The organism is Micromonospora sp. NPDC049836, from assembly GCF_044465125.1.
In the GTDB taxonomy this organism is placed as follows: domain Bacteria; phylum Actinomycetota; class Actinomycetes; order Mycobacteriales; family Micromonosporaceae; genus Micromonospora.
Genome location: NZ_JBITLH010000002.1, coordinates 540,795 through 555,924 on the forward strand (window position 1 = coordinate 540,795; position 15,130 = coordinate 555,924).

Annotated in this window: 2 protein-coding genes; both read left to right on the forward strand. The window is 77.2% G+C overall.

The window, feature by feature from the left end; all coding sequences use genetic code 11:
• The first annotated feature begins 56 nt into the window (after positions 1-56).
• Entirely contained in the window at positions 57-8,084 is an 8,028-nt protein-coding gene (locus tag ACIBPB_RS06330; protein WP_396838502.1) for an amino acid adenylation domain-containing protein, read from the forward strand.
• Positions 8,081-15,127 carry an amino acid adenylation domain-containing protein gene (locus ACIBPB_RS06335; RefSeq protein ID WP_396838503.1) on the forward strand — a complete coding sequence of 2,349 codons (7,047 nt, stop codon included), beginning with the start codon at positions 8,081-8,083 and terminating at the stop codon, positions 15,125-15,127. The genes ACIBPB_RS06330 and ACIBPB_RS06335 overlap by 4 nt, the downstream gene beginning before the upstream one ends.
• Positions 15,128-15,130: the final 3 nt, after the last annotated feature.

Consider the following 15,130-nt stretch of genomic DNA (forward strand, 5'->3'; position numbering starts at 1 on the left):
TCCGCCCAGTTCAATCTGCCGTCAGGCGATCCGAGAACGGGCTGGGGGGCGGCGGATTGCGGGCAGATCTGAGCGCGGTCGACCGGGTACATCTGGCATTCGAGCAGCAGGCGGGCCGGACGCCGCAGCGCTGCGCCCTGGTGGTCGGCGACCGGCGAATGAGCTACGCCGAGCTGGACGCGGCGGCCAACGCGGTCGCACACGCCGTCCTGGACCGGGGCTCCGCCCCCGGCGACCTGGTCGGCGTGTGCCTGCGCCGGGGGCCGTGGCTCGTGCCGACGCTGCTCGGCGTGCTGAAGGCGGGCTGCGCGTACGTGCCGCTCGATCCCGCCTCGCCCCCGGCGCCGATCGCGTCGATCGTCGCCGACGCGCGGCTGTCCCTGGTGGTGACGGACGAGCCGCGGCCGCCCGCGCTCGCCGACACCGCGGTCCCGCTGCTGCTCACCACGGACGTCGACCCGGCCCGGAGCGCGCCGGCCGGCGTCCCGGGCACCGGCACGGACCTGGCCTACGTGATCTACACGTCGGGCTCCACCGGCCGGCCCAAGGGGGTCCAGGTCGAACACGGCAACGTGCTGGCGCTGCTGCGCTGGGCCGCGGCGACCTACACCGACGAGGAGCTGCGCGGCGTGCTCGGCGCCGCCTCGGTCTGCTTCGACGCCTCGGTGGCGGAGCTCTTCCCACCGCTGGTGACCGGCGGCAGCCTCCTCCTCGCCGAGAACCTGCTCGCCCTGCCGTCGCTCGGCGCCCGCGACGAGGTGACGTTCGTGCAGGGCGTCCCCTCGGTGCTCGCGGTGCTGGCCAGGTCGCCGCTGCCACGCTCGGTGCGGACCGTCGCCATCGCCGGCGAGGCGCTGCCCCGCGCGCTGGTCGACCGCCTCTACCGCAACGAGGGCGTGCGCCGGGTGGTCAACTGCTACGGGCCGACCGAGGCCACGGTGAACTGCTCGTGCCACGAGGTCGGCCGCGACGAGCGCGGCGACCCGCCGATCGGCACCCCGCTGCCCGGCGCCGCCTTCTCCGTACGCGACGAGGACGGCCGGTCCCTGGCCGACGGCGAGACCGGTGAGCTGTGGGTCAGCGGCCCGCTGGTGACCCGCGGCTACCTCGGCCAGCCGGAGCTGACCGCCCGCCGGTACGTCCGCGACGAGCACGGCGTGCGGCACTACCGCACCGGTGACCTGGTGGTCCGGCGCGGCGACGGCGTCTACCACTTCGTCGGCCGCGCCGACGACCAGGTCAAGGTGCGCGGGTTCCGCGTCGAGCCGGGGCAGGTGCAGGCCGCGCTGCTGGCCCACCCCGGGGTCAGCAACGCGGTGGTGCTCGCGCCCGCCGACGAGTCCGGCGAACGCCGGCTGGTCGGCTTCGTCGAGCCGGCCGGCGACCGGGTGCCGGAGGCGGCGCTGCGCGAGTGGTTGCGGGCCCGGCTGCCCGGGCACCTGGTCCCGTCCCGGATCGCGGTGCTCGACGCGATCCCGCTCGGCAGCACCGGCAAGGCCGACCGGGCGGCGCTGTCGGCGTGGACGTTCGAGCGGGACGGAGCCGTCGGGTACGTCGCCCCGGCCACCGCGTCCGAGCGGCTGGTGGCCGACGTGGTCGCGGCGGCGTTCGGCTTGCCGCGCATCGGCGTGCACGACAGCTTCCTCGACTCCGGCGGGCACTCGCTCGCCGCCGCCCGGGCGGTGGCCCGTCTGCGGGACGTCGCGCGGCGGGCGGTGACGCTGGAGGACTTCCTGACCGACGGCACGGTGGCGGCGGTGGCGCGGCGGCTGGACCGGGCCGCCGCGGCCCAGCCGGTGGCGACGTCGCGGCACCGGCCGGAACGCGACAGCTATCCGCTGACCGGCACCCAGCGGGACCTGTGGACGCTCGCCCAGCTCGGCTCGACCGGCACCGCCACGACCGTCGCCTGGCGGCTGCGGTGCCACGGCCGGGTCTCCCCGCCCGCGCTGCGGGCGGCGGCGGACGCGCTGGTGGCCCGGCACCAGGCCCTGCGCAGCACGATCGGCGAGCAGGACGGGACGCCGGTGCTGCGGGTCGGCCCGGCGGTGGCGGTGCCGATCGAGGTGCACGACCTGCGCGGGCTCGCGGCGACGGCCCGCCGCGAGCGGGCCGCCGAGCTGGCCGCTGCGGCGGCCCGGCACGCCTTCGACCTGCGGGTCGACACGCCGCTGCTGCGCCTCACCGTGCTCCGGCTCGGCGACGACGTCGCCGAGCTGGTGGTGGTCTCCGACCACGTCGCCGCCGACGGCGCGTCCATCGGCGTGATCATGACGGAACTCGCCGCCGGCATCGGCGCGGCCCAGCTCGGCGAGCCGGCCCCCGAACCGGCCCCGGCGGCGCAGATCGGTGACGTCGCGCTGGGCGAACGCGCGCTGGCCGAGGCGCCCGGCGAGCGGGACCGGTGGATCCGGTACTGGACCGCGGAGCTGGCCGGGGCCACCCCGCCGGACGCCCTGTTCGACCGCGTCACGCACGGCGCCGAGCGGTTCCGCGGCGAACGGATCACCGTGCCGCTGCCCGGGCCGCTGTGGTCGTCCGTACGCGCGCTGGCCGGGGCCGCCGGGGTCACCCCGTTCGCGGTGTACCTGTCCGCGCTGGGCGTCCTGGTCGGCGAGCTGGTGAACGCGCCGGACGTGCTGGTGGGGATGGCCGCCGCGCGGCGGGACCGCAGCGAACTCGAGCAGAGCGTCGGTCCCCTGGTCGACGTGCTGCCGGTCCGGCTGCGGCTGTCGGCGGACCAGTCGTTCCAGCAGTTGCTGCGCGCGGCCATGCGCGGCGCGGCGCGGGCCATCGACCACCGGGGCCTGCCCGTCGGCGAGCTGACCGGGCTGTGGTCCGGGGTGCGCCCGCCCGGCGTGCCGCTGACCCCGGTGTCGATCGCGGTGCAACCGGCCGACCTGCCGGTGTCGGTCCACGGCCCGGGGGTACGCCTCGACCTGCTCGGCGAGCTGCCCACCGGCGGCAGCCACAACCCGCTGACCGTCTTCGTCAACGAGCACGTCGACGGCGGCGAGCTGATCGTCGAGCACGACCCGTCCTGGCTGCCGGCCGACCGGGCGCGAAGCTTCACCGGATCGCTGCTGCACCTGCTGCGCGCCGTGGTGTCCACGCCGGACGTACCGCTGTCCGCCCTCGACCTGGTTCCCGCCGCGCAGCGGGCGGACCTGCTCGGCTGGGGCACCGGCGCCGACCTGCCCCCGGTGGAGTGGGCCGGCGTGGTCGAGGCGGTGCTCGGGCACGCCCGGCGTACCCCCGACGCGGTCGCCGTGCGCGCGGCGGGCGGGCAGCTGACGTACGCCGAACTGGTCGGCCACGCCGACCGGGTGGGCGGCGCGCTGCTCGCGGCCGGCGTGCGGCCGGGCGACGCGGTCGGCGTCTGCCTGCCCCGCGACGAGCGGCTGCCGGCGTTGCTGCTCGGGGTGTGGCGGGCCGGCGCGGCGTACCTGCCGCTGGACCCGGACCAGCCGGTGGGCCGGCTGGTCCAGATCGGCGCCGAGGCGGGCGTGCGGACCGTGCTCACCCGGGGCGCCGCCCGGGGCGTCGCCGAGGACGTCACGGCCGGACTGCCGGCGGCGGTCCTGGTGGACGCCGACGACCCGGCCGGCGCCGGCCCGCCGGCGGAGCTGGTGGTGCCGGGCGGCGACGGGCTCGCCTACGTGCTGTACACCTCGGGTTCGACCGGGCGGCCGAAGGGCGTGGAGATCAGCCACGGGAACCTGGCCGCCTTCGTCCGGTCGCGCGCGCGGACGCCCGGCCTGACCCGCGCGGACGCGATGCTGGCGATCGCCCCGCTCGCGTTCGACGTGTCCGCGGAGGAACTGTGGTGGCCGTTGGCAAGCGGCGCCCGCTGCGTGGTCGCCGACCGGGACTGCGCGGTCGACGGGTACCGGCTCGCCCGGCAGATCGCCGACAGCGGCGTCACCGTGGTCGACCTGACCCCGACGAGCCTGCGGCTGCTGCTCGCGGCCGGCTGGTCCGGCGCGCCCGGGCTGCGGCTGCTGCTCGGCGGCGAGGTGCTCGACCCGGCGCTCGCCCGCCGGGTGCTGCCGCTGGTCGGCGAGGTGTGGAACGGCTACGGACCGACGGAGACCACGGTCGCGGCGACCGCGCACCGGATCACCCGGCCCGACACGGCCGGGGCGCGCGTGCCGATCGGCGGGCCCACCCCGGGAGCGCGGCTGCACGTGATGGACGCCGCCGGCCGGCTCGCCCCGGCCGGCGCCGTCGGTGAGCTGTGGATCGGTGGCGCCGGGGTGGCCCGCGGCTACCGCGGGCGGCCCGAGCTGACCGCCGCCGCGTTCGTCGCCGACCCGGTACACCCGCAGGAGCGCTGCTACCGCACCGGGGACCTGGTCCGGTGGCGGCCGGACGGGACGCTGGAGTTCCTCGGCCGCACCGACGACCAGGTGAAGGTGCGCGGCAACCGGTTCGAGCTCGGCGAGGTCGAGGCCGTGCTGCGCGGCCTGCCCGGGGTGACCGACGCCGCCGTGACGGTCCACGCCGACGGGGCGGACGCGCAGGTGGTCGGCTATCTCACCCCCGCCACCGTGGACCCGGCCGAGGTGCAGCGCCAGGCCCGCCGGCTGCTGCCCGGCTACATGGTGCCCAGCCGGTGGCGCACCCTGGACGCGCTGCCGGCGCTGCCGAACGGCAAGCTCGACCGGCGCGCGCTCGCCCCGGTGGCCACGGCCGCGACCGCACCGGCCGCACCGCTGTCGGCGGCCCAGGCGGCCGTCGCCGAGGTGTGGCGCGCCTGCCTGGAGGTCGACGACATCGGCCCGGACAGCGACTTCTTCGCCCTCGGCGGGCGGTCGCTGGCGGCCACCCGGGTGGTCGGGCTGCTGCACGCCCGGCTCGGCCACCGGGTCACCGTCCGCACCCTGTTCGACCATCCGGTGCTCGCCGACTTCACCGCCGAGCTGGCCGGGTCGGCCGGGTCGGACGAGCCGCCGCTGCTGCCGCGCGCCGACCCGTCGGCGCCGGCCCCGCTGTCGTCGGCGCAGCGCCGGCTCTGGTTCGCCGCCCGGCTCGATCCGGACAGCGCCGCCTACCACGCCCCGACCGTGCTGCGGCTGCGCGGCGACCTGGACACCGCACGCCTGCGCCGCGCCGTACGCGGGCTCGCCCAGCGCCACGCGGTGCTGCGCAGCCGGATCACCGAGGTCGACGGCGAGCCGGTGGCTGTCGCCGTTCCGGCCGAACAGGTGCCGCTGGCCATGGTGGACGTCGACCGGCCGGCGCTGGACGCCGCCGTCGCCGCCGAGGTGCGCCGCCCCTTCGACCTGGCCGCCGGGCCACCCGTGCGGGCGGTGCTGTTCCGGGTCGCGCCGGCCGAGCACGTGCTGGTGCTCACCTGCCACCACATCGTCACCGACGCCGTCTCCCAGCAGGTCCTCCTCGGCGAGCTGGACCTGCTCTACCGCAGCCGGCCGGAGGACTGGCCGCCGCCGCCCGTGCTGCAGTACGCCGACCACGCCGACCGGGAGCGCGGGCTCGATCCGGCCGGCCGGGCCGGGCAGCTGGACTGGTGGCAGCGGCAGCTCGCCGACCTGCCGGCCGCCCTCGGGCTGCCGGTGGACCGGCCCCGGCCCGCCGGCACCGACTGGCCCGCCGACGAGGTCCCGGTACGGCTGCCGGCGGAGCTGGCCGCCCGGGTGAGAGCGCTCGCCGCGGCGAGCGGCAGCACGCCGTTCACCGTGCTGCTCGCCGGCTGGCAGGTGCTGCTGGCGCGGCTGGCCGGCGTGCGGGACCTCGCGGTCGCGGTGCCGTACAGCGGTCGCCAGGGCGCGGAGCTGGCCCGGATGGTCGGCTTCTTCATCAACACCGTGGCGGTCCGGGCCGACCTGCGCGACGACGTCCGCTCCGGACACGACCTGCTGGCCCGGACCCGGCGCGCGGTGCTCGACGCGTTCGCCCACGCCGACGCGCCGTTCGACGAGGTCGTGCGGCGGCTCGCCCCGGACCGGGACCCGACCCGCACCCCGGTCTGCCAGGTCATGATGAACCTGCTGGAGCAGCCGGCGCCGGTCGCGCTCGGTGACCTCTCCGTCGAGCCGCTGCCCCAGCCGGTCGGCACCGCGCTGTTCGACCTCAACCTCGACCTGGTCGACGCCGGGACGGCGTACCAGGGCCGGCTGATCTTCCGCCGCGACCTGTTCGACCGGCGGACGATCACCCGCTGGGCGCGCTGGTACGTGACCCTGCTGGACCGGCTCACCGCCGACCCGGACGCCGCGCCCGCGGCGCACGACGTGCTCTCCGACCCGGAACGGGCCGCGCTGCTCGCCTGGGGGACCGGCGATCCGCCGCCGCGCACCGGGACGGTCGTCGCCGAGGTGCTCGCCCGGGCCGCCGAGCGTCCCGATGCGGTCGCGGTCACCGCGCCCGGTGGCCGGCTGACCTACCGCGACCTGGTCGACCGGTCGGCCCGCGTCGCGGGGGCGCTGCTGGCCGCGACGGTTGCCCGGGGCGACGTGGTCGGCGTGTGCCTGCCCCGCGACGAGCACCTGCCGGCCGCGCTGCTCGGGGTGTGGCGGGCCGGCGCCGCGTACCTGCCGCTGGACCCGGACCACCCCGCCGAGCGGATCGGGTGGCTCGCCGCGGACGCCGGGGTACGCGTGATCGCGGCGCGCGGCGCCGCCGTCGAACGCGCGCGGGCCGCGGCGCCGCAGCTGACCGTCGTCGACCTCGACGCGCCCCACCCGGCCCCGCCGGTGCTGCCGCCCGCGCCGGACGGCGGCGACCTGGCCTACGTCCTGCACACCTCCGGCTCGACCGGACGGCCGAAGGGCGTCGAGGTCAGCCACGCCAACCTCGCCGCGCTGGTCGCCGCGTCCCGGCAGGTCGTGGACGTCCGCCCGGACGACACCTGGCTCGCCGTCGCGCCGCTGGTGTTCGACGTGGCCACCGGCGAGATCTGGACCACCCTGGCCGCGGGGGCGCAGTGCGCGATCGCCGACCGGGACTGCGCGGTGGACGGTCACGCCCTGGTCAAGCGGCTGGTGGCCACCGGGGCCACCCGGTTCAACCCGACGCCGACGACGTTGCGGATGGTGCTCGCCGCCGGCCTGCCCGTGCTGCCGGCGCTGCACGTGCTCGCCGGTGGGGAGGCGCTCGACCCCGCCCTGGCCCGGCAGGTGGCCCCGCTGGTGGGCAGCCTGCGCAACTGCTACGGCCCGACGGAGACCACCGTCACCGCGACGACCCACCCGGTCACCGCCGCCGACCTGGCCGGCGTCACGGCGGTGCCGATCGGCCGGCCCATCCCCGGCGCGCTGCTCACCGTGGTCGACCCGTTCGGCCAGCCGGCGTTGCCCGGCGCGGTCGGCGAGCTGCACATCGGTGGGGCCGGGGTCGCCCGGGGCTACCGCGACCGCGACGAGTTGACCGTCGCGGCGTTCGGGACCGACCCGCTGCGCGGGGTGCGCTGCTACCGCAGCGGGGACCTGGTCCGCTGGCGCGACGACGGCGTGCTGGAGTTCCACGGCCGCGCCGACCACCAGGTGAAGATCCGCGGCAACCGGGTGGAACTCGGCGAGGTGGAGAGCGTGCTGCGGGACGCCCCGGGCGTGGCGGACGCCGTCGTGACGGTCGGCGCCGGAGCCGGCGAACCGCACCTGGTCGGCTATCTCACCCCCGCCGGGGTGGCCGTCGAGCGGGTCGCCGAGCGGCTGCGCGGCCGGTTGCCGGACTACGCGGTGCCGCACCGCTGGGTGGTGCTGGACGCGTTCCCGACCACCGCGACCGGCAAGGTCGACCGGGCCGCGCTGCCCGCGCCGGCGGTCGCCGCCCGGCCGGCGGTCGCGCCCGAGTCCGCCGTCGCGGAACTCGTCGCGGTGACCTGGGCGGAGGTGCTCGGCTGCGGACCGGTCGGCGCGCTGGACGACTTCTTCGGCCTCGGCGGGCACTCGCTGGCCGCCACGAAGGTGGTGGGCCGCCTCCGCGACGCCCTCGGGTTCCCGATCCCGGTGCGCTGCCTGTTCGACCGGCCGGTGCTGCGCGAGTTCGCGGCGGAGCTGGAACGCATCGCGCTGGCGGCTCTCGCCGACGACGACCTCACCCCGGACGGGAGCACGCCGTGACCGACTCCGTCCTCACCCCCGCCCAGCGGCGGGTACGGGAGCTGCTGGAACGCCGGGCCGCGGCGGCGCTGCGCGACGGCGCACCCCGCCCGGACGAGACGATCCCGCGCCGCCCCGCCGACGCCGGCCCGGCGCCGCTCTCCTCCGCGCAGGCCCGGCTGTGGTTCCTGTCCCGGTTCGAGCCGGCCGGTCACGCGTACAACCTGCCGCTGGTGCTGGAGTTGACCGGGGCGGTGCACGCGGCGGCGCTGCGGGACGCCGTCCGTGACGTCGCCGGCCGGCACGAGGTCCTGCGCAGTGTCTACCGGGAGGTCGACGGGGAGCCCCGGGCCTGGCCGCTGCCGGTGGCCGAGGTGCCGGTGGTCGAGGTGACCGTCGACGCCGGGCAGGTCGACGCGGCGGTCGCCGCCGAGGCCGCCCGCCCGTTCGACCTCGCCACCGAGCCGCCGATGCGGGCCGCGCTGTTCCGGCTGGCCGGCGACCGCCACGTGCTGGCCCTGACGTTCCACCACGTCGCCATGGACGCGCCGTCCACCGCCGTGGTGCTCGACGACCTGGCGGCGTGCTACGCGGCGCGGCTCGGCGCCCGGCCGGCCCCGCCGCCGCCGGCGTTGCAGTACGCCGACGTGGTGGCCTGGTCCCGGGGCCGGCCGGACCCCTCCGCCGGTGACCTCGACTGGTGGTGCCGGCGGCTGGCCGGGCTGGCGCCGCTGCTGGAGCTGCCGACCGACCGGCCCCGCCCGGTGACCGCCTCCGAGCAGGGCGCCGAGGTGCCGGTCGAGGTGTCGGCCGAGCTGACCGCGCGGCTGCGGGCGGTCGCCCGGAGCACCGGGTGCACCCCGTTCATGGTCTTCCTGGCCTGCTGGCAGGCGCTGCTGGCCCGGCTGGCCGGCACCGCCGACGTGGCGGTGGGGGTGCCCGAGTCCGGGCGGCGCCAGCCCGGGGTCGACCGGGTGGTCGGCTGCTTCGTCAACACCCTGGTGGCGCGCACCGACCTGTCCGGCGTGACCACCGGGCGCGAACTGCTCGCCACGGTCCGGGACACGGCGCTGGCGGCGTTCGCCCACCCGGATGTGGCGTTCGAGCGGATCGTGGAGCGGGTCGCCCCGCAGCGCAGCCTGGACGCCTCGCCGGTGTTCCAGGTGATGCTGAACGTGCTGGACGAGCCGCAGCCGGCGCCGGACCTGGCCGGCCTGACCGTACGGGTCACCGCGCCGCCGGTGCGCAGCGTCAAGGTGGACCTGAATCTCGCGCTGTCCCGGTCCGGGGACGGCTACCGGGGCGGGTTGGCCTTCCGTACCGACCTGTTCGACCACGGCACCGCCGAGCGGCTGGCGCGCTGGTTCGTGACGCTGCTGGACGGGATCACGGCCGACCTCGACCGGCCGCTGTCGGCGGTGCCGCTGGCGGCGGTGACCGGCCCGGTGCTGGCCGGCCCGGCGGTGCCGCGACCCGCCGTCCGGCCGGTGCACCGGCAGATCGAGGAGAGCGTCGACCGGTGCCCGGACGCGGTCGCCGTGGTCGGGTCGACCGGCGCGCTGACCTACCGGCAGCTCGACGAGCGGGCCAACCGGCTCGCGCACCGGCTGCGGTCGCTCGGTGTCGGCGCCGACGAGCCGGTCGGGATGCTGCTCGAACAGGGCACCGACGTGGCCTGCGCGGTGCTGGGCATCATGAAGGCCGGCGGGGCGTACCTGCCGATGGACACCACGTATCCGCCGGCCCGCACGGCGGCCATCCTGCGGGCCGCGGGGGTGCGGGTCCTGCTCGCCCAGCCCGGCCTCGACCTCGACCTGCCCGGCGTCACGGTGCTGACCGTCGACGAGGCGGTGGCCGGCCAGCCGGCCACCCGACCGGACGTGGCGGTCGACGGGCGGCACCTGATCCACGTGATCTTCACGTCCGGCTCGACGGGCGCCCCGAAGGGCGTGGCGGTCGAGCACCGCAACGTGGCCCACTACCTGGCCGGCATGCTGCCGCGGCTGGGGGACGTGGCCGGCGGCTCGTTCGCGGTGGTCTCCACCCCGGCCGCCGACTTCGGACTGACCTGCGTGTACGGCGCGCTGACCACCGGCGGCACGGTGCACCTGGTGGACCGGGACACCGCGATGTACCCGGAGGCGTTCGCCGGGTACCTGGCGGAGCATCCGGTCGACGTGCTCAAGTGCGTACCCAGCCACCTGGAGCTGCTGGCCCGGCACGGTGACCTCGCCGCGGTGCTGCCCCGGCGGCTGCTCGTGCTGGCCGGCGAGGCGTGCCCGTGGTCGCTCGTCGAGCGGGTCGAACGCGCCCGCCCCGGGCTGCGGGTGCAGAGCCACTACGGGCACACCGAGAGCACGATGATCTCGATGACCTGCGACGTGGCCGCGATCCCGGCGGCGGACCGGGTCGGTCACGTCCCGCTGGGCACGCCGCTGCCCGGCGTCGTCGGCTACCTCGTCGACCGCGCGGGCGCCGTGGTACCGCCCGGCGTGCCCGGCGAGCTGATCATCGGCGGGCCGCAGATCGCCCGCGGTTACCTCGGCGACGACGAGCTGACCGCGAGCCGCTTCCGACCCGACCCGCTCGGCACCGGCGTCCGCTGTTTCCGCAGCGGCGACCTGCTGCGGATCCGCGCCGACGGGTCGGTGGAGTTCCGGGGCCGCGCCGACGACCAGGTGAAGGTCCGCGGCCACCGGGTCGAGCTGGGCGAGGTCACCGCGGCGCTGCGCGACCTGGCCGGGGTGGCCGAGGCGGTGGTCCTGCCGGTCGGCGCCGGTCTGGACCGCCGGCTCGCCGCGTGGCTGGTCGGCGAGCCGGGCACCGCGCTGGACGTCGCCGCCGTCCGCCGGGCCCTGCGCGACCGGCTGCCCGACTACATGGTGCCCACCTCGCTGGCGGTGCTGGACCGGCTGCCGCTCAACGCCAACGGCAAGATCGACCGGGCCGCGCTGCCCGCCGCGGCCGCCCCGGCGCCCCCGGTACGCCGGCCGGTGGCCACGCCGGCCGAGCAACTGGTGGCCCGGATCTGGCGCGACGTGCTCGACCTCGCCGAGGTGGCCGCCGACGACGACTTCTTCGCCGTCGGCGGGCACTCGTTCGCCGCGGTACGGGTGGCCGGGCGGCTGGCCGAGGCGCTGCACCGCGACGTACCGGTGCGGACCGTGTTCGAGCACCCCGTGCTGGCGGACCTCGCCCGCGAGCTGCGGCCGGGCCCGGCCGACCGGGCCGGCGGCGGCGCCGTCCCGGTGCGCCCCGACCCGGAGGCACCCGCGCCGCTCTCCTCCGCCCAGGCCCGGCTCTGGTTCCTCGACCTGCTCGAACCCGGGCCGGCGTACCACACCGATCTCGTGCTGCACCTGCGCGGCCCGGTGGACGCGACCGCGCTGACGCTGGCGGTACGCGACGTCGCGGCCCGCCACGTCGTGCTGCGCAGCCTGATCCAGGAGGTGGACGGCACGCCGATGGCGGTGCCGGTGCCGGTGCAGCGGGTACCCGTCGCGGTCGCGGACCTGCCGGCCGACCGGGTGGCGGCGGCCTGCGCGGCCGAGCTGCGCCGGCCGTTCGCGCTGGACCGGGAGCCCCCGCTGCGGGCCGCCCTGTTCCGGATCGCCGCCGACCACCACGTGCTCGCGCTCACCGTGCACCACGTGGCGACCGACAACTGGTCCCGGGGCATCATCGGCACCGACCTCGCCGCCGCCTACGCCGACCGGGTGGCCGGCCGGGCGCCCGCCGCGCCGGTGCCCGTGCAGTACGCGGACCACGCCGCCTGGCAGGCCGCCCGGCACCGCGCCGAGGACCTCGACTGGTGGTGCGAGCGGCTCTCCGGGCTGCCCCCGCTGCTGGCCCTGCCGACCGACCGGCCGCGCCCCGCGGTGGCCGACTGGTCCGGCGGGCACCTGCCGTTCGCCCTGCCCGGCGAGCTCACCGCGCGGCTGCGCCGGGTGGCGGCCGAGGTGGGCGTCACGCCGTTCACCGTGGTCCTGGCCTGCTGGCAGGAGCTGCTCGGCCGGCTCGCCGGCACCGACGACGTCGCGGTCGGCGTGCCGGAGGCCGGCCGCCACCACCCGGACGTGGAAGCGACCGTCGGCTGCTTCGTGAACACCCTGGTCCTGCGGACCGACCTCGGTGGCGAGCCGACGGTGCGGGAACTGCTCGGCCGGGCCCGGGAGACCGTGCTGGGCGCGTTCGCCCACGCCGAGACGCCGCTCGAGCGGATCATCGAGCGGCTCCAGCCGGACCGGTCGACCGCCGCCACGCCGCTGTTCCAGGTGCTGCTGAACGTGCTCGACCAGCCGGCCGCGCCGCCGCGGATCCCGGGCCTCGAGGTGACGGTCGCCCGCGCGCCGGCGGACCGGGTGAAGTTCGACCTCAGCCTGGTGCTGGTCAACGAGGCCGACACCTACCTGGGTGGCCTCGCCTACCGCACCGACCTGTTCGATACGGGCACGGCCGAACGGATCGTCGCCGACTTCCAGCGGCTGCTGGCCGGGATGCTGGCCGGTGTGGACGCGCCGGTCCACGCGATCCCCGCCGGGCCGGACCGGCGGGCCGTCCGCCCGGCCACCGCGCCGACCCCGCAGCCGCCGGGGACCGCTCCCGCGCCGCGGTCGCCGGGGGCCGCCCGGGCGGCCGGAACGCGGGCGCCGGCCACCCCGACCGAGCTGCGGGTCGCGGCGGTCTGGGCCGAGGTGCTCGACGTGGCCGGCTTCGGCGTGGACGACGACTTCTTCGCCCTCGGCGGCCACTCGTTCAGCGCGGTCCGCGCGGTCCGGATGATCGACGAACGGCTGCGGGTCATCGACCTCTTCCTGCATCCGACGGTACGGGAGCTGGCCGGGTACCTCGACGGCGGAGCAGGACAGGACAGCGGCGACGGGCTGCTGCACCGGCTCTCCCCCGCGCGCGCCGACGGCCCGCCGGACGTGACGCTGATCTGCGTGCCGTACGGCGGCGGCTCGGCCGCGGTCTTCCAGCCGCTGGCCAGCGAGCTGGCCACGCGGCCGGGCCTGGCGATCGAGGTACGCGCCGTCGAGCTGCCCGGCCACGACGTGGCGCGACCGGACGAGCCGTTCCGCACGGTCGACGACATCGTGGCCCGGCTCGCCAACGAGATCGCCCGGACGGTACGCGGACCGGTCGCCGTGTACGGGCACTGCGTGGGCTCGGCGGTGGCCACCGCCCTCGCCGAGCGGTTGACCGCCGACGGCCGGACGGTGGTCGGCGTGGTGGTGGCCGGCAGCTTCCCGGCCGCCCGGTTGCCCGGCCGGCTGTCGGCCTGGCTGCAGCGCCGCTTCCCCCGGGAGCGTTGGGTGGCCGACCGGTTGTACCGGGACACGCTGCGGGCCAGCGGCGGCCTGCTCGACGACATGGACGAGCAGGCGAGCGCCACCACGCTGCGGGCCCTGCGGCACGACGCCGCGCAGGCGCAGGCGTGGTTCGGCCGCCGGTTGCAGGCCGAGGCCGGGCAGTCGCCGCGGCCGTCGGCGCCGGTGCTGTGCCTGGTCGGCTCCAGCGACCCGGCCACCGAGCTGTACCAGGAGCGGTACCGGGAGTGGGGCGCGTTCGCCGACCGCGTCGAGCTGGCGGTGCTGCCGAAGGCCGGGCACTACTTCCTGCGTCACCAGGCGGCCGAGGTGGCCGACCTGCTGACCGACCGGCTGGCCCGCTGGGCGGCCGGTGACCTGCCGGCGCCGGTCGAGGACGTGCCGGTCGCCGGTGAGTCGGCCCGGCGCGGCCTGCGCGCCTTCTACACGGTCGCCGGCGGCCAGGCCGTCTCCATGATCGGCAACGAGCTGAGCGCGTTCGCCCTCGGCGTCTGGGCCTATCAGCGCAGCGGGCGGGTCATCGACCTGGCGCTGGTCGTGCTGCTCGCCCGGGTACCGGCCATGCTGCTGACCCCGGTGGGCGGTGCGCTCGCCGACCGGGTGGACCGCCGGCGGATCATGCTCTGCTGCGAGCTGGCCAGCGGCGCGGCGATGGCCCTGCTGGCCGTGCTGGTCGCGGTGCAGCGGCTGGATCTGCCGGCGGTCTGCGCGATCGTCGGGGTCACCTCGCTGGCGACCGCCTTCCACCAGCCGGCCTACCTGGCCGCGATCGCCCAACTGGTGCCCAAGCCCTACCTGCCGCAGGCCAACGGGCTGGCCACCATCGGCGGCGGCCTCGGCACCGTGCTGGGGCCGATCCTCGGCGGCGTGCTGATGGGGCTGTCCGGGCTGACCTCGGTGGTCGTGGTCGACGTGGCCACCTTCGCCATCGGGGTCGGCACGCTGATGGCGGTCCGGTTCCCGAACCGGCTGTTCTTCACCCGGCCGGAGCCGTTCGGCAAGGCGCTCGCCGGCGGCCTGCTCTTCGTCCTGCGCCGCCGTCCGCTGCTCGTGATGATCGGCTACTTCGCGGTGGTCAACTACTTCACCGCGCTGATGTGGGTGGCGCTCACCCCGCTGGTGCTGTCGATCGGCTCGCCGGCCCACCTGGGGCTGGTCAGCGCCACCGGCGGGATCGGCGCCGCGATCGGCGCCCTCGTGGTGGCCTGGTGGGGCGGTACCGCGCGCCGGGCCACCGGCATGGTCGCCTTCGTGATCGGCTCCGGGGTCGGGGTGCTCCTGATGGGGGTGTGGCCCTCGGTGGCGGTGATCGCCGCCGGCCTGTTCCTCCGGCTGGCCAGCATGAGCATCGGCAACGCCCACTGGCTGTCCATCATCCAGACCAAGGTCGGCCAGCAGTTGCAGGGCCGGGTGCTGGCCATCAACGTCATGCTGGCCACGGCCATGCAGCCGCTCGGCTTCCTGACCGCGGGCCCGCTCGCCGATCAGCTCCTCGGCCCGGCCGCCCGCGGGATCGGCGCGCTCGACCCGGTCACCGTCAACGACGCGCACGCCGGAGTCGCCGCGCTGATGGTGGTCTCCGGCGTCGTGCTGGTGGTCTGGGGGGCGGTCGGCCTGCGGTACCGGCCGCTGCGGCACATCGAGGACCTGCTGCCGGACGCGCCCCCGCCCGCCGAGATCGACGACGACCTGGACCGGGTGCAGGCGCTCGCCGACCGGACCCTGGCCCGGTGAGCC